Source organism: Cecembia rubra (genome assembly GCF_003014575.1).
GTDB lineage: Bacteria > Bacteroidota > Bacteroidia > Cytophagales > Cyclobacteriaceae > Cecembia_A > Cecembia_A rubra.
Genome location: NZ_PYGF01000006.1, coordinates 139,543 through 162,541 on the forward strand (window position 1 = coordinate 139,543; position 22,999 = coordinate 162,541).

The 22,999-nt window shown below is 39.1% G+C and carries 25 protein-coding genes and 1 other RNA gene; 20 read left to right on the forward strand and 6 right to left on the reverse strand.

All coding sequences use genetic code 11. The annotated features are described in order from the left end of the window. The first annotated feature begins 21 nt into the window (after positions 1–21). The 17 genes from CLV48_RS12120 to CLV48_RS12200 all read left to right on the forward strand — a co-directional run bounded on the left by CLV48_RS12120 (position 22) and on the right by CLV48_RS12200 (position 12,995). Positions 22–1,347, forward strand: a complete 1,326-nt coding sequence (locus CLV48_RS12120; protein ID WP_106567550.1) for a site-specific integrase — start codon at positions 22–24, stop codon at positions 1,345–1,347. Between the two features lie 5 nt (positions 1,348–1,352). Next, complete coding sequence (locus CLV48_RS12125; protein WP_106567551.1) at positions 1,353–2,072, forward strand: hypothetical protein; 720 nt, start codon at positions 1,353–1,355, stop codon at positions 2,070–2,072. 112 nt (positions 2,073–2,184) lie between these two features. Further along, entirely contained in the window at positions 2,185–2,460 is a 276-nt protein-coding gene (locus CLV48_RS12130; protein WP_106567552.1) for a helix-turn-helix domain-containing protein, read from the forward strand. Positions 2,461–2,526: 66 nt separating this feature from the next. Beyond that, positions 2,527–2,856: a hypothetical protein gene (locus CLV48_RS12135; RefSeq protein WP_106567553.1), complete on the forward strand. Its 330-nt coding sequence runs from the start codon at positions 2,527–2,529 to the stop codon at positions 2,854–2,856. Continuing rightward, positions 2,849–3,166, forward strand: a complete 318-nt coding sequence (locus tag CLV48_RS12140; protein WP_106567554.1) for a hypothetical protein — start codon at positions 2,849–2,851, stop codon at positions 3,164–3,166. Before CLV48_RS12135 ends, CLV48_RS12140 begins: the two co-directional genes overlap by 8 nt. Then, positions 3,153–3,962, forward strand: a complete 810-nt coding sequence (locus tag CLV48_RS12145; protein WP_106567555.1) for a hypothetical protein — start codon at positions 3,153–3,155, stop codon at positions 3,960–3,962. Before CLV48_RS12140 ends, CLV48_RS12145 begins: the two co-directional genes overlap by 14 nt. 26 nt (positions 3,963–3,988) lie before the next feature. Then, a complete protein-coding gene (locus CLV48_RS12150) occupies positions 3,989–4,243 on the forward strand; it encodes a hypothetical protein (protein WP_106567556.1) in 255 nt (84 codons plus the stop codon). 2 nt (positions 4,244–4,245) lie between these two features. Beyond that, positions 4,246–4,872 carry a hypothetical protein gene (locus tag CLV48_RS12155; RefSeq protein ID WP_106567557.1) on the forward strand — a complete coding sequence of 209 codons (627 nt, stop codon included), beginning with the start codon at positions 4,246–4,248 and terminating at the stop codon, positions 4,870–4,872. 74 nt (positions 4,873–4,946) lie between these two features. After that, a complete protein-coding gene (locus CLV48_RS12160) occupies positions 4,947–5,564 on the forward strand; it encodes a hypothetical protein (RefSeq protein ID WP_106567558.1) in 618 nt (205 codons plus the stop codon). A 164-nt stretch (positions 5,565–5,728) separates the two neighbouring features. Next, a complete protein-coding gene (locus CLV48_RS12165) occupies positions 5,729–6,229 on the forward strand; it encodes a ParB/RepB/Spo0J family partition protein (RefSeq protein WP_106567559.1) in 501 nt (166 codons plus the stop codon). 128 nt (positions 6,230–6,357) lie between these two features. After that, the gene (locus tag CLV48_RS12170) at positions 6,358–6,627 is read left to right on the forward strand and encodes a hypothetical protein (RefSeq protein ID WP_106567560.1); all 270 of its coding nucleotides are present in this window, start codon (positions 6,358–6,360) and stop codon (positions 6,625–6,627) included. After that, complete coding sequence (locus CLV48_RS12175; RefSeq protein ID WP_106567561.1) at positions 6,624–6,848, forward strand: hypothetical protein; 225 nt, start codon at positions 6,624–6,626, stop codon at positions 6,846–6,848. Before CLV48_RS12170 ends, CLV48_RS12175 begins: the two co-directional genes overlap by 4 nt. A 12-nt stretch (positions 6,849–6,860) precedes the next feature. Beyond that, positions 6,861–7,049, forward strand: coding sequence for a hypothetical protein (locus CLV48_RS12180; RefSeq protein WP_106567562.1), 189 nt, complete (start codon positions 6,861–6,863; stop codon positions 7,047–7,049). 14 nt (positions 7,050–7,063) lie between these two features. Further along, positions 7,064–7,426: a hypothetical protein gene (locus tag CLV48_RS12185; protein WP_146140095.1), complete on the forward strand. Its 363-nt coding sequence runs from the start codon at positions 7,064–7,066 to the stop codon at positions 7,424–7,426. 173 nt (positions 7,427–7,599) lie between these two features. Further along, a complete protein-coding gene (locus CLV48_RS12190) occupies positions 7,600–12,222 on the forward strand; it encodes a tape measure protein (RefSeq protein WP_106567564.1) in 4,623 nt (1,540 codons plus the stop codon). Positions 12,223–12,346: 124 nt separating this feature from the next. Next, the gene (locus CLV48_RS12195) at positions 12,347–12,679 is read left to right on the forward strand and encodes a hypothetical protein (protein WP_106567565.1); all 333 of its coding nucleotides are present in this window, start codon (positions 12,347–12,349) and stop codon (positions 12,677–12,679) included. A 1-nt stretch (position 12,680) separates the two neighbouring features. After that, positions 12,681–12,995, forward strand: a complete 315-nt coding sequence (locus CLV48_RS12200) for a hypothetical protein (RefSeq protein WP_106567566.1) — start codon at positions 12,681–12,683, stop codon at positions 12,993–12,995. Positions 12,996–13,079: 84 nt separating this feature from the next. Here CLV48_RS12200 and ssrA read toward each other — a convergent pair. Next, positions 13,080–13,482: a transfer-messenger RNA gene (gene ssrA / locus CLV48_RS12205) on the reverse strand. Positions 13,483–13,683: 201 nt separating this feature from the next. On the opposite strand from ssrA, the gene CLV48_RS12210 reads away from it, so the two are divergent. Both CLV48_RS12210 and CLV48_RS12215 read left to right on the forward strand, forming a co-directional pair. Further along, the gene (locus CLV48_RS12210) at positions 13,684–14,829 is read left to right on the forward strand and encodes a DNA polymerase III subunit gamma/tau (protein WP_106567567.1); all 1,146 of its coding nucleotides are present in this window, start codon (positions 13,684–13,686) and stop codon (positions 14,827–14,829) included. 122 nt (positions 14,830–14,951) lie between these two features. After that, positions 14,952–15,422 (forward strand): DNA polymerase III subunit gamma/tau, encoded by a 471-nt coding sequence (locus CLV48_RS12215; protein WP_106567568.1) that lies wholly within the window; start codon positions 14,952–14,954, stop codon positions 15,420–15,422. On the opposite strand, the gene CLV48_RS12220 is transcribed toward CLV48_RS12215, so the two are convergent. Genes CLV48_RS12220 through CLV48_RS12235 form a run of 4 tightly spaced genes read right to left on the reverse strand, consistent with a single transcriptional unit; the run spans position 15,419 to position 20,259 of the window. Further along, positions 15,419–16,408, reverse strand: coding sequence for a DUF3078 domain-containing protein (locus CLV48_RS12220; RefSeq protein WP_106567569.1), 990 nt, complete (start codon positions 16,406–16,408; stop codon positions 15,419–15,421). The genes CLV48_RS12215 and CLV48_RS12220 overlap by 4 nt on opposite strands. Before the next feature lie 20 nt (positions 16,409–16,428). Next, a complete protein-coding gene (locus tag CLV48_RS12225) occupies positions 16,429–18,387 on the reverse strand; it encodes a LysM peptidoglycan-binding domain-containing protein (protein WP_106567570.1) in 1,959 nt (652 codons plus the stop codon). Further along, complete coding sequence (locus CLV48_RS12230) at positions 18,384–19,028, reverse strand: O-methyltransferase (protein ID WP_106567571.1); 645 nt, start codon at positions 19,026–19,028, stop codon at positions 18,384–18,386. Before CLV48_RS12230 ends, CLV48_RS12225 begins: the two co-directional genes overlap by 4 nt. A gap of 1 nt (position 19,029) precedes the next feature. Next, positions 19,030–20,259, reverse strand: coding sequence for a M16 family metallopeptidase (locus CLV48_RS12235; protein ID WP_106567572.1), 1,230 nt, complete (start codon positions 20,257–20,259; stop codon positions 19,030–19,032). 196 nt (positions 20,260–20,455) lie between these two features. On the opposite strand from CLV48_RS12235, the gene CLV48_RS12240 reads away from it, so the two are divergent. Then, the gene (locus tag CLV48_RS12240) at positions 20,456–21,742 is read left to right on the forward strand and encodes an aminopeptidase P family protein (RefSeq protein ID WP_106567573.1); all 1,287 of its coding nucleotides are present in this window, start codon (positions 20,456–20,458) and stop codon (positions 21,740–21,742) included. Positions 21,743–21,817: 75 nt separating this feature from the next. Here CLV48_RS12240 and CLV48_RS12245 read toward each other — a convergent pair whose 3' ends face one another. Beyond that, a complete protein-coding gene (locus CLV48_RS12245; RefSeq protein ID WP_106567574.1) occupies positions 21,818–22,945 on the reverse strand; it encodes a PQQ-dependent sugar dehydrogenase in 1,128 nt (375 codons plus the stop codon). Between the last annotated feature and the right edge of the window lie 54 nt (positions 22,946–22,999).

Consider the following 22,999-nt stretch of genomic DNA (forward strand, 5'->3'; position numbering starts at 1 on the left):
TTGCACCACTAAATTTAAAGCATGGGATTTACACTAAGATTTGAGGCAAGAAAAGACACCATCAATAAAGATGGGAAAGTCCCGGTATCTATCATAGTTTCTGTTTCAGGGAAAAGAAAAAGAATCAAAACAGATATCAGGACATACTATTTCAATTGGGATCAAGGATTGCAAAGGGCAGTATTTGTAAACAGAAAAAAGATCAAGGAACTAAACCCGGAATTTGATCCCAATAATTTGCCATCTTCCATGGATATTGAAGATATTAACCAAGAGCTTGTTTTGGTTGAATCAAGATTCAGAGACCTGGCTAAAAAATTTGAGCTTGACAACATTGCCTATGGGGTTCAATCTCTTTGTGAGGCTTTTTTGTTGGAGCAAAAGCCAAAAACGATTAAAGAAGAATCAAGTAAATACGTGCTGGATTACATTGAGAAATACATCCGGGAAAATGAAGCAAAAAGGGCTAGGGGCAGCATGAGTGTTTACAAGTCCCTAAAAGGCAAACTTGAAGCTTATCTGAAAAAATCAAGAATCTCAATCTCATTTGAAAAAATTGATTTGGCTTTTTTCCGGTCTTTTGAAAATTACCTAATAAAGGAAGGCGAAATAAATAATATTACCATAGCCAAACAATTGAGCACTTTGAAAACCTTTCTCAATTATGCTTCAATGGACGGTATCAAAGTAAATGATTCTTGGAGGGCTTTTAAAATCACAAGACAAACCCTTGAAGTAATAGCATTAACTGAAAAGGAGTTCTTGACCTTGTACAATCTTGATCTTTCAAATAACAAAAAACTGGATAAGGTCCGGGATGTGTTTTGTTTTGGCTGTGCTACTGGCTATCGCTACAGTGACCTAAATCAACTTAGAAGAGGCCATATTTATGGTATGGAAATTAGGCTTACAGTTCAAAAAACCCAAAAACCCTTGATGGTGCCCTTGAACAAGTATGCTTATGAAATTTTAGAAAAATATAAGGAAATGGAAATGCCGCTTCCTGTTATTAGCAACCAGAAAATGAATGACTATTTAAAAGACCTGGGTAAGCTGGCAGAGATCAATGAACCCATTGAAATAGTCAGATACAGGGGAGCAAATAAAGTGGTCAACATTTACCCAAAATATGACCTGTTAACTGTTCATGTTGCACGTAAAACCTTTGCCACCTTGTCCCTTGAAAAAGGAATACCGGTTGAAACAGTGATGTCTGTGACAGGTCATTCCAGTTATAGTAGTTTTCAAAGGTATGTCAAAGTTACTGAGGAAAGGAAAAGAAAAGAGATGGCCAGGGCCTGGGGTGCGCCTGAGCTTAAAAAAGTTGTGGGAGGAGCTGACCAATAATAGGTATGATTGACATCAGAAATATTTTAGAATCGGAAGAAATTAACAATGGATCTTTGTTAGAGGAATTTTTTATAAAGGAAATTGATGGTGGCCTGAAAAGTAAATCCCCCTACAAAACAAAGTATTTTGAAGATGAAATCGGGTTCAGTGAACTTATTCAAAGAGAGTTGAAATCCAGAAATAGTAAGTTTTCGAAAAGACTAGTTGAGGCTGTTGAGTTTGACTTAAACCTAATGATTGAGGACCATAAAAAACTGTATAAAGGAAGGAATACGGATTTACTTGAATTGGCAGATAGGTTTAAAAATTGGTTGATGGGATCATCAAATCAATTTAATTTTCAAAAGGAACCAACTGAAAAAAGAACACTTGAAAATGTTCTCAAAGAACCTTCAAATAGTAATTTTAGAAAGATTGTTGAAATTCTATTGTTAAAGAATGCTGAAATTTCCTTAGATCATTTGAAACCTTTAATAGACGTTAAATTGAATTGGGTAGGAAATAAAGGAGCAGTTCAAGTTTTCGGGGAAATTTTGATTAATAAAAAAATAGTTATTGAGACTAAGAAATCAAAACTAGGAAGAATCCTTTCCAATACTTTCCATGGTGTTAAAGAAAAATGCATGGAACAGGGTAATGCTGAAAAATATGGGGCAAAGGAATATGAAGAGTATTTTTTGAATAGCCTTAAGGATCTATCAGGCCCAAACCAACTTAAGTAATGATTTGATTTACTTTTTTCCCCTTTTTATGACTTTTTTTTAGGAATCCTAAAATCCTAAATCCTCCTAAAGTTCCATTTATAATCTTTGATCCATCAACAAATCAAAAATTATGGAACAAATAATTTTATCCCCTATACCACTAAATGAGCTTAAGATGGCAATTAGGGAAATAACTGAGGAGGCTTTATTGAATATCCAGAACAGACCTCAAAAAGCAAAGTCCCAGATTGTTGATGGGGACTATCTCCAAAAAAAGTTTGGGGTGACAAGGCAAACTTTAGGAAGGTGGCGAAAACAAAATAAAATACCTTTTATCAAGCAAGGCGGCATAATAAGATATGATCTTGATAAGGTAATTGAATCATTGGAGAAAAAGAAGCGGTAACAACAACAGGAAAAATCCCGGTCTTAACAACACTGAAAAATATGTGTTACCAAAATTTTATTGAAAATGAATCAAAAAAGAAAGGCCCTAACCGTGGAGGAGGAAAGGGCCGAAATAACTAGAGGGCAACAGCTACAAAGAAACAAATTTATTGCTCAAAAAAGAAGGGTTTTTGAATCTTTTCTTGAACGTCCTAAGACAATGCTGGAAGTGGAGGCTGAAACAGGTATTATGCGATCAAATATCTGTTATTATGTGAGGGATTTTTTGCTGGAAGATAAAATAAAAAGAGTAATAACCGGAATTTGTTCGATCACATTCATGAGGGCAGGACGGTACACTACTGACCGGAGCCAATGGAATTACCCAACCGGAAAAGGGGGTTCACATGAATAGTAATGGCCCCTATATCGCCAAACTTGATGATTTCCCAATCGAAAAATCCATGTTTGATTCATGGTCCTCAGAGGATCTTATTTCAAGATACCAGGGTAATAAAAAGCTATTGGGTAAGCTGGTTGAAAATCTCAGCCTAAACAAAGAGCTGCAGAAAGAATATTGGCAAAATGGCTGGATACAAACTTATACCATTGAGAACAGGATTATCCTAAATGTCCTGGGATCACGGCTGGAAAATATTCAGCTGGAATCCCTCCTGGAAAAAAATGTAGCTGGAAGAAAGGAGGTGAGAAATGGACATCTATAGGCTTTCCCGTTCATTCTGGGATTTTGCATTTGAAAATCCGGATAAAATAAAACCTAATCATTGTGCCCTCTTCTTTTTTGCGATAGAGCATTGCAACCGTCTTGGATGGAAAGAAAAATTTGGGCTACCTACCACAATGGTTATGGAGGCAATTGGTATAAAAAGCTACAACACGTATATCAAGACATTCAATGAACTTGTTGAAATAGGTCTTTTTGTTCTACACCAAAAATCCAAAAATCAATATTCAAGCAATATCATTGCTCTATCAAAATTTGACAAAGCAAATGACAAAGCACTTGATAAAGCATTGATAAAGCACGGAACAAAGCAAAGAGAAAGCACGGAACAAAGCATTGATAGTATAGATATACAATATACCAATTTAAAAATTAACAAAAGTACCATTGATGATTCACCTGATTTGATTGAAAAAAAAATTGATGAAGAAAGAGTGATCAAAGGTACAAAGCAGATAGCAGAATTCTTTTCCATATCTGAATTGAGGCAGCCAAAGCACTACATGACAATAGGAAACTTTGTCCGGCACCATGCCCTAAAAGGAAATCTTGATCACCTGGCAGAGCAGTTCACTGCTTACCAGATGATAAAAAGCAAAGATCCGAAATTCAAACACAAATGGTATAACTGGATAGGAAGTCCGGAAAAAAGCTATGAAGACGGACAGTGGAACATTGTTGACTGGGTGGAAGAAATGGAGAGGCAAAAGGAACCGGTTGATAAAAAAACAATAAATGCAATGAAAAGAACCTATGAGCTTCTAAACGAGAAATAAATACTTACAACCAAAAACTAAAAATCATGGAAAAACTAAACATCTTCCAAAATTTGGAGAAAACGCAAAAGGCCATAGTCCTTAAAAGATTAAAAGAGATGAATGACGACTTGGGACAGAAAATCAGTAAGATACCAAAGGAGTTGATTCCTGATCTTATAACCGAGTTGGAAACTGACCTTACAGCAGGGGGCAAGGAAAGCCCGCAAAACCAAAAACCTGAATACACGGAAGACGAGAATTCTACATTAAATGAGGCCGTAAAATCAATATTCAGATAATCATGGAAGCTATTTTACTAGAATACAAGGAAAAAGAGCATGCCCAGTTCAATGAGCATGCCACTAGGCTAACTAAAAAAATAAATTCATTCCTGGAATCATGGGAGACCGTTAACAGTGAATTAAAAATTGACATAGCTTACCCGGATCTTGTCAAAGGTATCATTGAAGTTGGACCGGCCTTGTTTGAAAGGCTTGAAGTTGATTACCTTAAAGACAAGGATACGCCACTGATCAAGCACTACCAGGAATTTTATTATTCAAAAATCAACCTCCTTACTGACCTTTGCCGAAAGATAACTGAGGGCACAATTGGTATGGGTAATTACCCCAAGGAATTACAGGACGTTGCCCAATGGCCCTGGGAAGCAGACAGGCTAAAACCCCATGAAGCTTGGTTTTCTTCCCTCAGAGAACACTTTGAGCTAGTTGCCAGCACCAAAGAGCAGCAGGAACTTGTTGACCTCTATTTGGCACTTAAAAATGCGTATAATGCCCTACATGAATTTTCTGATTCGAAAGGGTTGGGGCTATCACATGACATCAGAGGGATGTATAATTTCCATCATGAGGGACTTCAATTCAGAATAAGCGAGAATTTTGACCTCTTGCCCCTCCACAGGTTGTAGAATGGTTTGGCAGGGCCCCATCATTAATTGGGGCCTTTGTTACACCAATCTTTAAAGATTTAGGTTTCAATTTTATGGCCAGAACCCCAACTTATCCCGATATAGCAGAGGATCTTCCTTACATTTCCATCAAGGATTTAAAGGATCAAGGACTTTTTAATTTGGGTATTAATTCTTTGGGAGTTTTCAGGCTTTGTATTGATGGAATGCCCCGTGGAGGCACTATAGAGGCTTTTGTTGGCTTAAAGGATATCAAATACATTTCCCTTTCTTGGTACTCAGAAGACAAATACTTTACTGCGTCCACAAAAATAACAAGTATAAAATCTAATCTTGGAGCAGGAGAAATTTACTATTTCCTATGCCCAAAAACATCAAAAAGGTGCCTAAAACTTTACTTTTTGGGTAATGTTTTGGCATCAAGACGCTACTTTAACCTCTATTATCGCGATCAAATCCTTTCAAAACCAAACTACGGCATTATCCAGTTATGCAAGGCCTTCCAGGAATTTGATGAACTTAAAAATAAATATTGGTCACTGAGGACGAAATCCTATAAAGGGGTTCCCACTAGGCAGGCCATCAGGTTAAGGGTAAAAATGGAGAATAAAAGAAGGATTATCCAGGCTATACAGAAAGTGACTGAAAAGGATTATCAGAAAGAAATTCAAAGGATCAAAAAAGGAATTTAAAACCGGACTTTTCTGACCTCTATAAAAGGGTTCAAATCCAATCACATCTAATGCATAACATCAAAATCAACCATTGAAGGCCTATAAATAGGGATAATTGCTAAAGGTGGTGCAATTAGTGGTGTAGTTAAACAGTAAAAAACTTAAAATATTTGGAAGTTGGTATGTTTAAACTTGATAATGGAATTCAGATTCCCGGTGAGATTGATTCTAAAGATAGCTTTGTGAATTTTGTCTTAAATCAATGTCAAGAAAGGAAAACGGTTTTAATGGAAAAAATGAAGCTGAAAAATCCAGGTTCATTCATTTCCAAAGAAGAGCTTTTTGAATATGTCCAGGCCCTAAAAGATTTTCAGGACTTTGATTTGGTAACAACAAAATTTTTGATCTCCTTATTCAAATGCCCAGAAGATTACAAAATCCAATTGATTGAGGCCAATAAAATAAAACCAAGATCCATATCAAGCGGTGATAAAGTAGAGGCATTCAAGAAAATGATTTATGAAAGTGATTTTATACCCCCGGTCTTTGTTACAAATTCATTTGATCTAGTGGATGGGCATCATAGGCTATTAGCTGCAATTGAATTGGGATATGATTTAATACCCTCATTTGTTTTAAGCGGAGCATGTAATTCAAACTTTGGTAATCAGGTGGTTTTATAAAAAAGTGTAAATAATTCACTTACATATCAATACTTACATGTCAATATAATACATACATAAAATTTTGTTATTTTAAAAAAAATAAAATAATATTTGTTTTTTTAATTTTTTCTTTTTTATTTTCAGTTATGGAAGCAAACAAAGAATTGATTTTTGAAATAGCATACTTTCTGAAAAGTTATTCAGCATTTGAAATGTCTGTTTGTGTGAATCATGCAAAAAAGTTACTTGAAGAGCTTACTTGTATGACAGATCAAGAAAAAGAAATTAAGATTTCAGAAATCAAGAATTCAATAGGGCAATTCAAGCTATCTCTTAGTTTGACAGGTTCGCACAAAATTTCAGCCTTTCACTTACAATCATTAACAATTGGAAAAATCAAATTAATGCCTACATGAAAGAAATAAAGATTGAACACAAAATTTTAATTCATGATGAATTAAAAAAAGCCCTAGATGCAATAGGCAATATTGGTGAATTATGCGCTAAAGAAAAATACCATCATATTTTGCTTTCCACAACATCAATTTTAGGATTGATAAATAATGTTTCCCGATTAACAATGGGGAAGGATATTGATAAATCATTAATACCAAATCAAGATTTTACTAAAAACTAAAACTACAAAACCATGAAAAATTCAAAATCAACAGAACAATTATTGCAAGGTATCCACTTAATGGAAGAGGGCTTGAAAAAAGTTAGGACCGAGATTGGTAAACTTGATGATCCTTGGTTGGATGATTATTCTGCTATTTTACAAAATAGACTTGAAGTACTGAAAACAGGAATTGAAGTTGAGGTAATTGAAGTTGATTAATTATGATTATTGTTATGAAAAGGAGGCTGGTTTTAATCTTTATGACCATTTTGGTGGGTTGTATAGAAACCAATCCTGAACCAAATCAAAGCAATATTTCAGATGTCAGTGTTGCTGGTTTTTCTGTTAAAAAACTTGGTGAAGAAGTTTCTTTATTTTTTGCAGTGGAAAGGATTCCAAAAAGGAATAAGTGGATTATGGTGTGGAAAATAAACGGAACAATAGTCCATCAAGAGCCAATTCCAAAAAACAATGTAAGCATTGTTTTATTTCATCGCTATAAACCTTCAAGTACAGGACAATACCTTTATGAGGGTTGTATTTCAAATGGTTCCTCTGAATTCTGTAATGGGGATAGTTTTTCAGTAATTGAATAAAAACACTACTTTGAAGACTATTTAAATTAAATGAATTCGCAAAAGCCCTTAACTGGGTTTTTTTTATTGACATTTATTCTAAGTGTCAATAATCAAAAACCTTTTTCCTTAGATATATTAACCTTTTTTCAAAAATTGTTCACAGGAATATTTTTAACACAAAAGGAAAAACAATGAGCGTAGAAGTCAATGACGGAGGATTGGGATGGGTAGCCAGGATAGATACATCCCAACTGCAGAGAGATGCCCAGAAAGTTGCGGACATCATTGAAGATGCCGCAAAGAAAGGTGAAATCGGACAGCAGAAAGTAATCAAGAACCTTAGCACCAATGCGAGGACAGTTGTCCAGGACGGAGCCGAAGCACTAAAAAGCCTCACACCTGAAATACAGAAACAGGTGGCAATCCTACAATCATTCCAGGTTGAACTTGGAAAAGTAAAGCTCACACAAAAGGAACTTCAAAGGGACCTTGACAGAGGAACAATTTCCCAAAAACAATACAACCAGGCAACCCAGGGATTATCCGTAAGATATGCTGAAATAAACGAGAATATTAGAAAGTATTCTGACAGCCTTTCAAGGAACAGGGCTCTTATGGACACTTCCAACGGTTCCATTGATCAAAAAAGGATCAAGCTACAGCAGATGGTAACCGCTTACAATGCGCTTTCCAGATCCGAAAGGGAAAATTCCGAAACCGGAAGAAGGCTTGCTAAAGAAATCCGTCAACTTGACCGTGAAATCACCAAAGCTTCAAGAAGCCTTAAGGGAATGTCGGACAGTTCAGCCGTTCTTAACAGAATCCTTGCAGCCTCTGCAGGTCTATTCACTTTGGCCAGTGCAAAAAGATTCATCACGGACATAGTAAGGGTAAGGGGTGAAATCGAACAGCTTGAAGTGGCCTTTGCAACGATCCTGAAATCAAAAGAAAAGGCAAATGTTCTTTTCAAGGAAATTGTTCAGGTGGCAACCACAACACCTTTTACCATTACAGAAGTAGCGGACGCCACAAAACAGCTTTTGGCCTATGGATTTGCAGCAGAGGAAGTAAGGGGCGAACTATTGAAAATAGGCAACGTGGCTTCCGGTACCGGTTCCACATTCCAGGAGGTTGCTTATGCATACGGAACACTCAAAACCCAGGGACGTGCTTTTGCAAGGGATATCAGGCAGTTTACCACCCGTGGTATTCCTATTGTGGCTGAATTGGCCAAACAGTTTGGAGTTACGGAAGAAAGAGTAAATGAACTTGTTTCAGCAGGTAAAGTAGGATTTCCAGAGGTTTCCAAGGCATTCGAAAGCATGACCAAGGAAGGAGGGGTATTTTTCAACCTCATGGAAGAGCAGGCAAAAACTGTTTCCGGTGAAGTGGCAAGATTACAGGACAAACTTCAACTGATGCTCAACAGTATCGGGGAATCCAACGAAGGTATAATCAAAGCAGGTATTTCGGGCCTTGGTTCTTTGGTGGAAAACTATGAAACAATAGTTGAAATATTGGGAAGCCTGGTAGTACTCTATGGATCTTATAAAGCTGCTTTATTGTTGACTTTTGCCGCTTCCAAGCTTGTGGCCACAGGCACAGCAGGTATGACAGCGGCCCAGGCCATCAACACAACAGCAACAGCACTTGCGACAAGGGCAACAGCTCTTTGGGGAGCTGCCATGAACGCCCTTCCATTGGTTGCGCTTACTACTCTTATTGCAGCTCTTGTAGGAGCTGTTTATTCCTGGAACAGTGCCGTTGATTCTGCAACGGCTTCCCAAAGAAGGTTGAACGATATACAGAAAGACGGGGAGGCAGCAGCAGATAAGGAGAAAAACAAGATCAACGAACTTATTGCGGTCCTGAAATCCGAGGTTGCTACAATTGCCCAAAAGGAAGGTGCCATGAGAGGCCTACAGGGAATTTTGGGAGATTATATTGACGGTTATACCCAGGAAGAAATTGCAGCAGGAAAAGCCGAAAAAGCCATAATTGATTATACAGAAGCTCTCAAAAAATCCGTAGAGATCAAAGAGGCTTTTGAGGCTTACAATAAGCTTGGTGATCAGATCACCGATATTGAGAAAAAAGGTGTTGATGCACTCGATACCTATGAGCAGGTAGGTCAGAACCTGAAAAATGTTTTCCAGCTCAACGGAAGGTCCATTAGCCAGTATTTCAAAGAACTTTTCTTTGTTGATGACCAAACTTTGATTGACAGGAATATCCAGAGCCTTAAAGAGCAGAGAGAAGCATTAAAAGAGGCTTTTGATTTTACTGACATCCTGACAGGAAATGAATCCATAGGAACCATACAAAGGGAGTTTGATACTCTTATCGGAAATGTAGAAGGGAATTTCAACAGGCTTATTGAGCTTGCCGAAAACAAAGCAGATCTTGAAAGGATCAAAAAAGGACTTACCGAATTTTTGGAAGAGCTGGCACCCAATGATCCACAGATCGAAGGTTTGAAAAGGCAGATTTCCAAGGTCAATGACATCCTCAAATCCTACAGCCTTACCGAGGAAAACAAAACCTTGAAAGATGCTTCAAGGGAAAGGAAAAAAATCCTTGAAGAGCTCAACAAAATGGAGGCAGAGACTTTTGTTAAAGGTTTTGACAAAAGGGAACAGGAAATCCAGAAAGTAAAGAAACAGTTTGAGGACCTTAGGGATGCAGCTAAACAGGCTGGACTTGGACAGGGTGTCATGGAAAGAATTGACAGGCTGGAAGAGCGTAGGACAGGGGACATCAGTTACAGAACCGAAACAGACCTTTTAAAACAGGAGCTTGAAAAAAGAAAGCAGCTTTATGAAGACCTTGAAGTGTATGCCAAGGATTTTGGAATACAGGCAGCAGAAGCAAGGTATTCAGCTGAGCTTGATGTAGCAAAAAGATACCTTGATCTTGTACAGGAGGAATATAACAAGCTTGTCCAGATCAATCCTGAGGAAAGGACAGGTGTCCAGAATGAAAGGCTTGAATTCCTTCAAAAGGAGCTGGACAGTGAAAAAAGAATCCAGCAGAAAAAGTATGATGAATTTCTTAAGACTGTCCAGGACTATGAGACACAAAGAAGCCAGATTACAGAAAAGTACCAACTGGAAAGACAGAAATTGTTGGAAAACGGTGACAACCAGTATCTTGAACAGCTTAAGCAGAATTATGAAACAGAAATAGGGGCCCTTGATGATGCCAATGCCCAAAAACTCGGACTTTACCAAAGATTCTTTAGAGGTCTTGAAACACTTTCCGTTGCAGCTTCCAGAAAACTGATCAATGACCTTAGGGACAATCTTGAAGCATTAAGAGGACAGGGAAGGGTTACTGATGCCTTCTATAGGGATATGCTTGACAGACTTAACCAGGCAGAGATCCAGACAAACATGAGGATTCCACAGGGCCTTAAGACCATGGCCCAGGAATTTGCAAATATTTCAAGGGAAATAGGGAAATCCAACAAAGGACTTTCCACAATGTTGGGAATACTTTCCGAATCACTCAGCAGGGTTGCGGACATAAAGGCGAATATTGCCCAATTTCAGATTGCATCCAAAGCCAATGAAGGCAAGGGTGATATTCTGGGAATGGCAACAGCGGGACTTGGTGTCATTGGATCAGCAGTAGGAGGGATATTCCAGATCATAAATGCCATCAACAGGATAAATGAAAGGCAGCTTGAAATGATCAGGTCCCAGCTTGCATTTCAAAGAAGGCTTATTTTCGGGGAACTGGAAATAAACGAACTGAGAAGGCAAAGAGCCCTGGAATCTGCAAAGATTGAAAACGAGACTTTGAACACCTTATTGGCACAAAGGGATGTTTTGAAAGAAAATTTGGGCGAGTTAGGAGTAGATAAAGCAGCCATTGAATCAAAATTCAATGTTGATCTCACAAAAAACCAGCAGAAAAGACTGAATGATTTCAGGAAAGGGATGGACAAGGAGAGAGAGACTGTTAGGGCAGCCCTTGAAGAAAGTCTTTTTATAGTAGGTGAAAAAACAGTGAATACCGGGTTCCTGAATCTTGGAAGAAAGACAGTGCAGGAGTTTGGAAGCCTTGCAGGAAAAAGCTTTGAAGAAATAGAAAGACTTTTCCTTGAAGGAAGGCTTACCAAGGCAGCGGAAGAGCTTTTCCAAAAACTTAAGGAGCTACAGGACAGCGGCAAGGAAATCGAAAGTCAGTTGAAGGATATTGATGATCAGCTAAGGGATATTTTCACAGGTGGGGCAACTTCCCTTGGACTGGCAGACAGCATTATTTCAGGATTCCAACAGGGAAAAAGGGCAGCAGAGGACTTTGGGGATGATGTGGAGGAAATATTGAGAAATGCAATCCTTAGCGGGTTCAAATACAAGTTTCTTGAAGCTCCTTTGAATGCTTTGCTGGAACAGCTTTACCAGGATTCGCTTTCAGAAGAAGAGCTTAGCGCTTCTGAAATTGCCAATTTCCAGCAACAGTTCGGAAAGATCATAGATGAATATTCCAAGGTTTTTGAAGACCTACAGAACGCAACAGGAATAGACCTTTCGGGAATAACAGGAAATGTGGCGCAAAAAGGACTTGCAGGGGCTATCAGGAGGGAAATGACTGAGGCAACTGCTTCTGAACTTGCGGGGATTATGAGGGGAGATTTTGACGTGAACAAAAGGCATTTGCAGATTGCTCAGGACAATCTACAGATCCAGTTCCAGATTGAGAGAAATACGGCTGAAACAGTACTGGAACTCAGGCAGGCAGTTGTTGAACTTAAAGAAATCAGGATCAACACCAAGAGTGGATCAGGAAGGGATTTGGGGCTGGATTAATTATTTTTTATTGTTTTAATATTCCTAAAAAGCCTCTATCCTGGGGGCTTTTTTTATAAAATACCCTGTAGAGGGGATTTTTTCCTATTTGAAAATTTTCTAATATGGGATTTAAAAAAAAGCCATGGATCAGGACCTTAATTTATTTCTCCCTTTAATTCTGAATATCGGTTTATTAATCGGAGTGGTCATCCTTTTCGTAAATGTGGCTAAAATTAAAAATTCAGTTTCAAAGAGTTCTGAATTCTGGACAGATCAATTTTGGAAACATTACCATTTTGGTGAAAATGAAAAGGCATTTGAAGCGCTGAAAGAATTGACCTGGACAGAAATAAGGATAATCTACAAAGATGAATTTGTCCAATCTGAAAGGCAAAGGAGGGTAGAAGTATTAAAAAACAAGTATAAATCAATGTTTGAAAAGATAGGGAAAACTTTTCCTGAGACACCGGAATGATATGGATTCAGTCATAATTCTGCTTTTTATAATTCAGGTTATTTTGATAGTGGTTTTTATTAGAATGACCTTCAATGTCAGCAAGATCAGAAGGCTTCTTGAAAGCTCGGGAAAAGACTGGTATTATGAGTACAACAAAAACATGTATTTGGGCAGAAGAGATAAGGCAGCAAATTGTATTCAGGAACATGTATGGGTATTGATGGAAAAGAATAGATCTAACTCCAACTATGAAAAATTGAAATCTAAATATCAATCCGATTTTGAAAACCTTGGAATCCAGTTTCCATTAAATCCTTATAAAACCGTTGATTGAGCTTTAAAAATTGCACCACTTTTTGCACCACTGTTTAAAACAAGAATCCTAACTGATTGAAATAATGTCAGTTAGGATTTTTTGTTGTGGAGCTGGCGGGATTCGAACCCGCGTCCAGATAGGGAAACACCGTACCGTCTACATGCTTAGTCACCTGTTGGGTTTTCGACTGTTGTTTGCTGGGTGACACACCGGACAACAGCTTAGCCACTGGTCTTAATCCCGTTTAGTAGCCTCACGGGAAGCATCATTGTCTTATCGACACCCCAAATCCATCCGGACAATGCAACAAATGGCGGAGTGTGGCTGGGGAGTCACTCTTGCAACTCAACCCTTTAAGCGATATCTATCCCCTTAGGGTTAGATTAGGCAGCCATGGCGTAAGAAGTTTCGCCAGTTATCTTTGCATGAATCTTTTAAGGCCGTACATACTTCAGCCTGCATGCGAGCCCGATCTTCACACCTACTGTCAAAACCGGTCAGCCCCTGAATTAGGGTACTCTTATTAAGCAAATATAAAGGGAAAAAAGTTCCTGACAGGAAAAGCAATCATTTTTGATAATAGGTTTTTATCCTGAAAAAACCATTCAATTTTAAAATACCTTAAAATGAATGCTTTACAGAAAAATCGAGCAACAATGATTTTTTTTCAGGGAACATAATTCCAATAATTTTATATCTTGCGGTGATGGAAAATTTTGTTGTTTCTGCCAGAAAGTATAGACCTTCCAATTTCAAAAGTGTGGTAGGCCAGGGCCATATTACTACTACTTTGAAAAATGCCATTAAAAACAACCATTTGGCTCAGGCTTTCCTCTTTTGTGGCCCAAGAGGGGTAGGGAAGACTACTTGTGCAAGGATTCTTGCAAAAACCATCAACTGCCAGAACCTTACTCCTGAATTTGAAGCCTGTAACCAATGTGACTCCTGCAAGGCTTTTAACAATAATGCTTCCTTCAATGTACATGAGCTGGATGCTGCGTCCAATAACTCCGTTGATGATATCAGAAACCTGGTAGATCAGGTGAGATATGCACCTCAGCAGGGTCAATACAAAGTGTACATCATAGATGAGGTGCACATGCTTTCTAATCAGGCTTTCAATGCCTTTTTGAAGACTTTGGAAGAGCCTCCTAAGTATGCCATTTTCATATTGGCTACCACGGAAAAGCACAAAATCATTCCCACCATCCTTTCACGTTGTCAGATTTTTGACTTCAACAGGATTCAGATCAATGACATCACTGATCACCTGAAATATATATCCAGGGAAGAAAATATCGAAGCTGAGGACGAAGCACTTAGACTCATCGCTACCAAGGCAGATGGAGCTTTGAGGGATGCCTTATCAATTTTTGACCTTATCGTAACTTATTCAGCTGGAAATAAGGTTACCTACCAAGAGACAATCAATAATCTGCATATTTTGGATTATGACTATTATTTCAAAGTAGTCGATGCCCTATTGGCAGGTAATATTTCCAATGTACTGCTCACTTTTGATGAGATCCTCAAAAAAGGATTTGATGGACACAACTTTATCATTGGCCTGACCGAACACCTACGAGACCTGATGGTTTGTAAAGATCCAGCCACTGTTGAGCTTATTCAGGTTTCTGAGGCTACCAAAGAAAGGTATTTAGATCAATCAAAAAACAGCAGTATTTCTTTTTTGCTTTCAGCATTGAATATCTGTAACCAATGCGATATCCATTATAAGGCAAGCAAAAACCAAAGGCTTCATGTGGAATTGGCTTTGATGAAATTGGCCAAACTGCCACAAGCCCTAAGCTTAGCTGCATTGGCACAGGAAGAATCAAAAAAAAAAGTCTGATTGACCAAGAGCAAAGCCCAAATGGTAACGGAACTGTTGCCCCGTCCCTTTTTAAAGAAGCCAATCCTTTTGCTGCCAAGAAAACCCCGGTACAAAAAACGATAGCCATTCCTTCCAGTTTGATGGCTACGCGGAAAATGGTCCAAGAAAAGCCTCAGCCTGAAGTTCAACAGACAGAGTTGAAAAAGGAGGACGAAAAAGTCAGTCTGAATCCCCAATTGGCAGAGGAATTTGACCTACAAAAATTGAACAGTATCTTACAGGAGATTATTTTTACTTACAAAGAACAGCACAAAAACCTTGAAACCACTGTCTTAAAGCAACCAGTGGAATTGACAGGGGAGACCATAACTTTTAAACTGAACGGTGAAATCCAGCAGGATATTTTTCAGAAAATAAAGCCGGAAGTCTTTCAACTGTTGAGAAGGAAGCTGAACAATTATAGTATTCACTTAGATTCCGTGATTGTGGAGGAAGTTATTGATGGGAAGAAGAAACTCTACACCAGTACCGATAAACTGCAATATTTAAAGGGAAAATCCCCCGCCTTGATAGAATTACAAAAAAGATTTGGACTTGAAACGGACTTTTAGAAGTCCAGAGTCAGTCCAAAATTGATCATGTTCTGGAGTTGTATCGCCTGTTGGGGTGGGCCACTGTCCTGTTGAATGAGTACACTTTCATCATAAATTAGGATAGTCTCAATCCGCGTTGAAATATACTTATTCACCCGCATCGTGATCAGGGAATTGAAGTTGACAACAAAGTTGCCCAGTTTTTCAAAATTGGAGAAGAGGTTTAAATCTGCCCTCCATCGTACATTTTCGATAATTTGAAAATCTGTGGTCGAACCAATGGATATACCTGCCTCCGCTCTCACGGCTTCTCCAGGTACCACCCCGAATGCTCCGGCCCTGCTGAGGGAATCATCCAACACTACTGTAAATCTTCCGGTAAACGGAGATGCTATTATAGATAACCTGTCCTTGTTTTTGTACTCTTTTCGATAATTCAAACCTGTAGAGGACTGGAGATAAGCCGGTGCAAGAAAATCTGAAATCTGACTTCGGGAGTCCTGTTCCGCCCCTGCGGGTCTAAAATACCTAAACCCCTCCAATAACTGTGTTCTTGCATCTATCTGTGTAGAAAGATACCAGAGTTCGGTCAGTTCCCTGCCATACTTACTAATGAAAATAAAGTTATCATTGGTCTTCCTGGTCTTGAATCTCCTGTCAGCCTGTCTGTTGAAACCTGCGTTAATATTGAGTTTGGTGTCCCAGATGATCTTATCCTTTTTATAATTGGCAAACATTGCAAGGCCTGAATTTAGAGCCATATTACTGGCCCCGCCTGCGTTCCAGTTGGAAAGGCTGACTTGCTGGATGCTGAGGTTAAAATTCCCCCCTTTTTCCCAATATATAGGTCTGATTTTTTGCTTGACTATGATTGAATCACCTATCATAATGATGGTGTCTCCGGCTATCAAAAGCGTATCAGCCAAAATAGCAGGGTCTTGGGCTCTTGATAAACCCAAGGACCCTGCTAATAAAATTATTATAAGCGTAAGCCTCTTAATCATCTATATATATTCCCAAAAAATCAGGGTTTAATGATGGTTATTTTTTGCCCCACCTGGATAGTGTTATCAGGTAAATTGTTCCATTTTCTGATATCATCTACACTTACGCCATAGTTTTGGCTCAATCGGAACAATGTTTCTCCCGGGCTAACGGTATGAACAATTGTCCCACTTGAAGATGTACTGCTAGGAGTTGTTGCACGGCTCTGGGTAGAAGTGCCTGAAGGGTTGATGATGATTTCCTGTCCTACTTTTATGGTATTGTCGGGTAGATTATTCCATCTCTTAAGATCATCCACACTTACTCCGTAGTTTTGACTTATTCTGAATAAGGTTTCCCCTGGAGACACGGTATGAACTGTCCTTGAAGATGATGAGGTACTTGACGGCTGAGTTCTGTTTACAGTCTCCGTTGACCTCGTAGGCTCAGGAGTCCTTACAGGTGCAGTGGTTTCAGTTCGGACAGGCTCAGTTCTTGCAGGCTCAGTTCTGCTTGGTTCTGTCCTTACAGGCTCAGGGGTTCTTGTAACCGGTGCCGTACTTGGAGTTACTGTAGTACTTGGTTGTGATGCAGGCGTACTGGTTTGAGAAGTAGCTGTTGCTTGGTTTGTCTGTGTTTGGTTAGCAGATAAAGCTTCCAACATTTTCCTGTATTCGGAACCGGAAACCATCACGAAATCTTCACCCCTTTTTCTAGGTTCCTGAAGATTAAGGATCATTCCTGGGGATAAATCTATGTCATCCCTGATCCTGTTCTTGGCTTTTAGTGCTGCCAACCTAATACCATATTTCTGAGAAATGGACCATAGTGTTTCTCCTGGCATCACTACGTGATTGGCCACATCCGCTTTGGTAGCTTTTTTGTCCAGGTAATAATATTGGCCTGCCACTACCGGGTCATTTTTGTCCAGATCATTCAGTTTCCTGAATTTATTGGGTTTCATTCCTACCTGTTTTGCAAAACTGGCCTGTGAAACCGAGTTGGCTGCACGTACCCCTTCAATGTTGTTGACTTTGATTTGGTTTGGGGCAGTGGCACTTTGTTGATTTCCTGATATTCTAGGGAAACCGGAAGTAGGGGTTTGGGTTTGTTGCTGGCCGGTACTTGAACTTTCTCTTTGGGCCACTATGGGTCTCGCAGGAGGTGTTCCCTGTTTCAAGTAAACCACGGAATAGGTTTTGTCACTCGGAATATCACCTCTTCCTATCCATTTATTATATTCCCTAAGGTGGTCTTCACTTATTCCCAAACGACTTGAAAGGTCTTGCAGGGAAGAAGGTCCTTGAATACGTACTTCTTCCAAATAACCGGTGTTGCTTACAAAATTTGCGCCTGCATGATTTTCAAAAGCAATTTTATGTGCAAGAAACTTCTTGAAATACCAATGTGAATTTCTGTCTACATCGACAACTTTTTTGCCGTTAAACTGGCTTCCAAAATAGGCTTTAGCTCCTCCCAGTCCCATTTGATAAGAGACAAGGGCACACATCCAATTATCAAATTGGGTATTGTTTTTCTTGAGATAAAGAGCAGCGCCTCTTGTTGAAGACACTATGTTTTTTCTCTCATCGATCTGATTATCTACTCTCAAAAAAACTTCTTCGGCTGTTCCTTGCTTGAATTGCCAGAATCCCACTGCATTGGAGCTGGAAACTGCATCAGGAATAAGACTTGATTCCTGGATTACCAGATATTTAAAATCATCAGGCACCCCAGATTCTCTTAATTCCCTTTCCACTAATGGCAGGTAAAGATTGGCCCTGTCTGCCTTGCTTTTGAAGTATATCTGATTGCGGTGAAGGGCATCCACATCCAGCTGAATTTCCCGTCTGGCCTGTTCATTGATTCTTATTGTCAGGTCAGCAAATTGCATTTCTTTAGGAACCTGGGGCACTTGGGCCAAAGTTTCAAAAGACAAAAGAAGGAACAAAATTTGAATAAGGGGACGTCGAAACAATTGACTTTTTATATTTTTCATAACTTTCTCGCTATCATTAAGCCATCTCTAATAGGTAAAAGTACATTTTCTACCCGTGGGTCTTCCTGTACCATACAGTTGTATTCCAAGATAATTTTTGTGTCTTTATCGATTTTCTGGCCTTCTTTTAAAACGACTTTTCCCGACCAAAGAACATTGTCTGCAATAATAATTCCACCAGGGCTTACACGGTCTATTACCAGATTGTAGTAGTTAATATAATTATTTTTATCCGCATCGATAAAGACCATATCAAAATTTCCTTCCAAGGAAGGAATAATTTCTATAGCGTCTCCCAATCTGTAGTCAATTTTATGGCTTAATCCTGATTTTTCAAAGAAATTCCTGACCATTGTTTCCAATTCATCATTGATATCCAAGGTAATGAGCTTTCCGTCCTGCCCTAAACCCCTGGCCATGCATATGCCTGAATAGCCAGTATAGGTGCCGATTTCAAGGATGGTCTTGGGATTCAATAGCTTGACAAGAAGTTCGAGTGTCTTCCCTTGCAAATGCCCGGAAATCATCCTGGGCATGAGTACTTTTGCATGTGTTTCCCTTTTAACCCATTTCAGTAAAGGATCTTCTTCAGTACTGTGCTGTTCACAATAGGCCAATAATTCAGGTGAAATGAATTCCATGTCAGGAAGGTAAGTAGGTTAAATAGCTCATCTGTTTGGGATCAAATATTTCATTGGCGATATCCATCAATTCTTCAGCTGTGGAACTTCTTATGATTTCAAATATAGTATCCAGAGAATCTATCCTGTCTTTGTCCAAAAGATTTTTTCCATACACCAGCATCAAGGCTGCGTAATTTTCTTCGGCCATCGCCATCTGACCTATTGCTTGCTCTTTTGCCATATGGAGTTGGAGAGTCCCCATTTTTACTTTCCGAAGCTTCTCCATTTCTTTGAGGACAAGTTTTTTGGCCTTATTGGCTGTCTTTTGCTCAGTTCCAAAGAATACACCAAAAAAACCAGTATCTGAATAGGTTTGGTAATGGGATTCAACACTGTAAACATAACCGTGCTTTTCTCTCAGTGCCATATTTAAGCGGGAGTTCATACTGGGGCCACCGAGTATGTTATTCAGCAAATAAAGCTTAAATCTTCTGGGATCGTACATGGAATAGGCAGGTTTTCCTAAAGCACAGTGTGCTTGGGTGATATCCTTCTTTACCATTTTGTTTTTGGCCTGGTAATTAGAAAAACCGCTCCTGATATAAAGGCTTCTTTTTAATGGAACCTCGCCAAGTAGTCCTTCAATTTTTTGTAGCGCTTTTTCGAAAGTAATGTTCCCTATTACTGAAAACACAATTTGTGTGGTATCCAATCGGGTCGAAACAAAATCAAAAAAATCCTCCTGCTTGAATTTACTGACTGTGTCCTCGTTGCCCAGGATGTTTCTGCCCAAGGCATGGCCTTCGAAAACCATTTCGTCAAAGTCATCTTGAAGAGAATCATCAGGAGAATCTCTGTACATGGCCATTTCTTCCAATATTACCTGTCTTTCCTTTTCTATCTGTTTTTGGGGAAAGGTAGAATTGAAGGTGATATCAAAAAGCAATTCGGCAGCTTTACCATAATGCTCTTTTAATACGCTGGAGTAAAAACAGATTTTCTCCTTCGTAGTATAGGCATTGAGTTCACCACCCAATGATTCAAGCCTGTTTATGATGTGAAAGGCCTTTCTTTTCCTGGTGCCTTTGAAGGCCATGTGTTCCCAAAAATGAGCTATACCCTCTTCCTCTTTAGATTCATCTCTGCTACCAATATTGAGGACAAAACCACAATGGACAATTCTGGTATGGTTGACTTCCTGGTGAACAATTCGTATCCCGTTTGCTAACTGCTTTAAATTGTACTGCATGTAATCCTATTTCCTCTCCTCAAGGTACAAAATTAAAAGACTTTCAAAACTCTTTTTTCAATATTCCAAAGATTCAATTTCAGGGAAGGTTTTTTTTAAAGCCGGACTGAATTGATAATTTAGGGCTTTATTAACCCTTATATTGTCCGTGTTAATAATTTCACGGTAATCCAAACATTTGAAAATATACTTAAATATGAAGTATTCGCCTCTTCCAAAAAGTCTTTATATCAAAAACAGGAAAAAATTAATTGAGAAATTTCCAGCTAAATCAGTAGCTGTATTTCATTCCAATGATATCATGCCCACCAATGCCGACGGGACCATGCGTTTTAGGCAAAATAATGACCTATTTTACCTTTGCGGAATTGACCAGGAAGAAACCATCTTGGTGCTTTGTCCGGATTTTCCTGATCCGAATATGAGGGAAATCCTCTTTCTAAGAGAGACCAATGAACACATTGCGGTCTGGGAAGGGCATAAGTACACCAAGGAAGAGGCTTATGAAGCTTCTGGGATTGAAAATATCCAGTGGCTTGGAAGCTTTGATAATGTTTTCAATACTTTGATGGCACTGAGCCAACATGTTTTATTGAATACCAATGAGCATCTTCGGGCAGATATCCAAGTGGAAACCAGGGATGCCAGGTTTATAAAAAAATGTAAAGAAAAATATCCGCTCCATCATTTTCATAGATTAGCTCCGCTGATGCACCAATTAAGAGGAGTGAAGGAGCAGGAAGAAATTGACCAATTGCAGATTGCCTGTGATATTACTGAGAAAGGATTTAGAAGAGTTCTTTCTTTTGTAAGACCTGGAGTTGCAGAATTTGAGATTGAAGCTGAATTTATCCATGAATTTATTAGAAACAGAAGCAAAGGCTTTGCCTATGAACCGATAATTGCTTCCGGGGCCAATGCCTGTGTACTGCACTACATTGAAAATAAAGAAATATGTAAGGAAGGTGAACTTATTTTGCTGGATGTAGGGGCGGAATATGGAAACTATAATGCCGATATGACAAGGACTATCCCGGTAAATGGCAAATTCTCCAAAAGGCAAAGACAAGTCTATGATGCTGTGCTACGGGTTCAAAGAGGAGCAATGGAAATCCTGAGACCTGGGATAAATATACAGGATTACCACAAAGAAGTAGGCTTGATGATGCAGTCCGAACTCATTGGTTTGGGGCTTTTGGATCAGACTGATATCAAAAACCAAGACCCTAAATGGCCTGCCTTCAAAAAATACTTCATGCATGGGACTTCCCACCATTTAGGGCTAGATGTCCACGATGTAGGCACCATGCATGAACCTATTGCTCCAGGGATGGTTTTTACCGTTGAGCCCGGCATCTACATCAGGGAAGAGGGGTTGGGCATTCGGCTTGAAAATAACATAGTGATCCTACAAGATGGATATCTTGACCTGATGCGTAATATTCCAATTGAAGCAGAAGAAATCGAGAGTTTAATGAATTAAAAAAAGAGGAAAGGAATCAGGGAAAAGGTGAAAAGACCAGCAAAATCAATTTACCTTTTCCCCTTCACCTTTCTACTAATTCTTATAACTTATCTTATAAATACAATTGGCCATATCGTCAGATACCAGTAAACTTCCATCAGGAAGCTGAAGGACATCCACCGGCCTTCCCCAGACATCCTGAGTGGCATGGTTTAGCCAACCTTCAGCAAAAACTTCTTCTTTGACTACTTTTTGGTTGCCGTCTAAGATGACATGCGTGAGCTGATATCCAATTTTTTTGCTTCGGTTCCAAGATCCGTGTTTGGCAATAAAAATATTGTTTCGGTATTTTTCAGGGAATTGGTTGCCAGTATAGAACCGCATGCCCAAAGGTGCAGTATGAGGGCCCATTTTGGCAGCAGGCGCCACATATGCATTTTTATCCTTTCCTTTATTGCCAAACTCCGGGTCTTTTATATCACCTGCATGCCAATAGGGATAGCCAAAATGCATGCCTTTTTGAGGAGCATGATTCAATTCGCAATCCGGAAAGTCATCCCCCATCATGTCTCTGCCATTATCTGTGAACCATAATTCTTTGCTTTTGGGATGCCAGGCAAATCCAACAGTGTTCCTTACACCCTTTGCAAAGATTTCAGGTTTTATATTAGAGGAATTGACATCAATCCTGGTAATCGAAGCAAATATTTCCTCGGGATCGCAAATATTGCAGGGAGCGCCCACAGGTACATAGAGCATACCGTCCGGGCCAAAAGCAATGAATTTCCAACCATGATGGGCTTTATCTGGATATTGGTCATATACCACTTCGAATTTTGGATTCTCAAGGTTCTTTTCTATGTTTCTGAACCTTAAGATCCTACTTACCTCTGCCACATACAGGTCACCATCTTTGAAGGCTACCCCATTGGGCATCCTTAAACCTGAAGCTAATGTGTACCTTTTGTCAGCTTTCCCGTCTCCATTACTGTCCTGAAGGGCATATACGTTTTTACCTTGTCTATTGCCAACAAAGATAACGCTGCCGTCTGCATTCATGGCCAATGACCTTGCATCGGGAACATCCTCAGCCCAAACCGAAATCTGAAAACCCGGCGGTAGCTTTATGGTCTCCAGCTGTACATAATTGTTTTTTTTGTTTTGTCCCGAGCAGGAGTAACTGACCAGGATAAAAAAGCTTAAGAACAAATGTCTTACCATCTAGTGTTTTTTTTGATTCATTGTCAATTTAACCAAATCTTTCATGTATTGTTG

Coding starts and splice junctions, on each gene's coding strand:
- CLV48_RS12125 (WP_106567551.1), top strand. CDS start 1,353: ATGATTGACATCAGAAATATTTTAGAATCGGAAGAAATTAACAATGGA.
- CLV48_RS12245 (WP_106567574.1), bottom strand. CDS start 22,945: ATGGTAAGACATTTGTTCTTAAGCTTTTTTATCCTGGTCAGTTACTCC.
- CLV48_RS12240 (WP_106567573.1), top strand. CDS start 20,456: ATGAAGTATTCGCCTCTTCCAAAAAGTCTTTATATCAAAAACAGGAAA.
- CLV48_RS12210 (WP_106567567.1), top strand. CDS start 13,684: ATGGAAAATTTTGTTGTTTCTGCCAGAAAGTATAGACCTTCCAATTTC.
- CLV48_RS12165 (WP_106567559.1), top strand. CDS start 5,729: ATGTTTAAACTTGATAATGGAATTCAGATTCCCGGTGAGATTGATTCT.
- CLV48_RS12135 (WP_106567553.1), top strand. CDS start 2,527: ATGAATCAAAAAAGAAAGGCCCTAACCGTGGAGGAGGAAAGGGCCGAA.
- CLV48_RS12160 (WP_106567558.1), top strand. CDS start 4,947: ATGGCCAGAACCCCAACTTATCCCGATATAGCAGAGGATCTTCCTTAC.
- CLV48_RS12230 (WP_106567571.1), bottom strand. CDS start 19,028: ATGGAATTCATTTCACCTGAATTATTGGCCTATTGTGAACAGCACAGT.
- CLV48_RS12140 (WP_106567554.1), top strand. CDS start 2,849: ATGAATAGTAATGGCCCCTATATCGCCAAACTTGATGATTTCCCAATC.
- CLV48_RS12190 (WP_106567564.1), top strand. CDS start 7,600: ATGAGCGTAGAAGTCAATGACGGAGGATTGGGATGGGTAGCCAGGATA.
- CLV48_RS12170 (WP_106567560.1), top strand. CDS start 6,358: ATGGAAGCAAACAAAGAATTGATTTTTGAAATAGCATACTTTCTGAAA.
- CLV48_RS12220 (WP_106567569.1), bottom strand. CDS start 16,408: ATGATTAAGAGGCTTACGCTTATAATAATTTTATTAGCAGGGTCCTTG.
- CLV48_RS12175 (WP_106567561.1), top strand. CDS start 6,624: ATGAAAGAAATAAAGATTGAACACAAAATTTTAATTCATGATGAATTA.
- CLV48_RS12130 (WP_106567552.1), top strand. CDS start 2,185: ATGGAACAAATAATTTTATCCCCTATACCACTAAATGAGCTTAAGATG.
- CLV48_RS12185 (WP_146140095.1), top strand. CDS start 7,064: ATGAAAAGGAGGCTGGTTTTAATCTTTATGACCATTTTGGTGGGTTGT.
- CLV48_RS12235 (WP_106567572.1), bottom strand. CDS start 20,259: ATGCAGTACAATTTAAAGCAGTTAGCAAACGGGATACGAATTGTTCAC.
- CLV48_RS12180 (WP_106567562.1), top strand. CDS start 6,861: ATGAAAAATTCAAAATCAACAGAACAATTATTGCAAGGTATCCACTTA.
- CLV48_RS12195 (WP_106567565.1), top strand. CDS start 12,347: ATGGATCAGGACCTTAATTTATTTCTCCCTTTAATTCTGAATATCGGT.
- CLV48_RS12225 (WP_106567570.1), bottom strand. CDS start 18,387: ATGAAAAATATAAAAAGTCAATTGTTTCGACGTCCCCTTATTCAAATT.
- CLV48_RS12145 (WP_106567555.1), top strand. CDS start 3,153: ATGGACATCTATAGGCTTTCCCGTTCATTCTGGGATTTTGCATTTGAA.
- CLV48_RS12120 (WP_106567550.1), top strand. CDS start 22: ATGGGATTTACACTAAGATTTGAGGCAAGAAAAGACACCATCAATAAA.
- CLV48_RS12215 (WP_106567568.1), top strand. CDS start 14,952: ATGGCTACGCGGAAAATGGTCCAAGAAAAGCCTCAGCCTGAAGTTCAA.
- CLV48_RS12200 (WP_106567566.1), top strand. CDS start 12,681: ATGGATTCAGTCATAATTCTGCTTTTTATAATTCAGGTTATTTTGATA.
- CLV48_RS12155 (WP_106567557.1), top strand. CDS start 4,246: ATGGAAGCTATTTTACTAGAATACAAGGAAAAAGAGCATGCCCAGTTC.
- CLV48_RS12150 (WP_106567556.1), top strand. CDS start 3,989: ATGGAAAAACTAAACATCTTCCAAAATTTGGAGAAAACGCAAAAGGCC.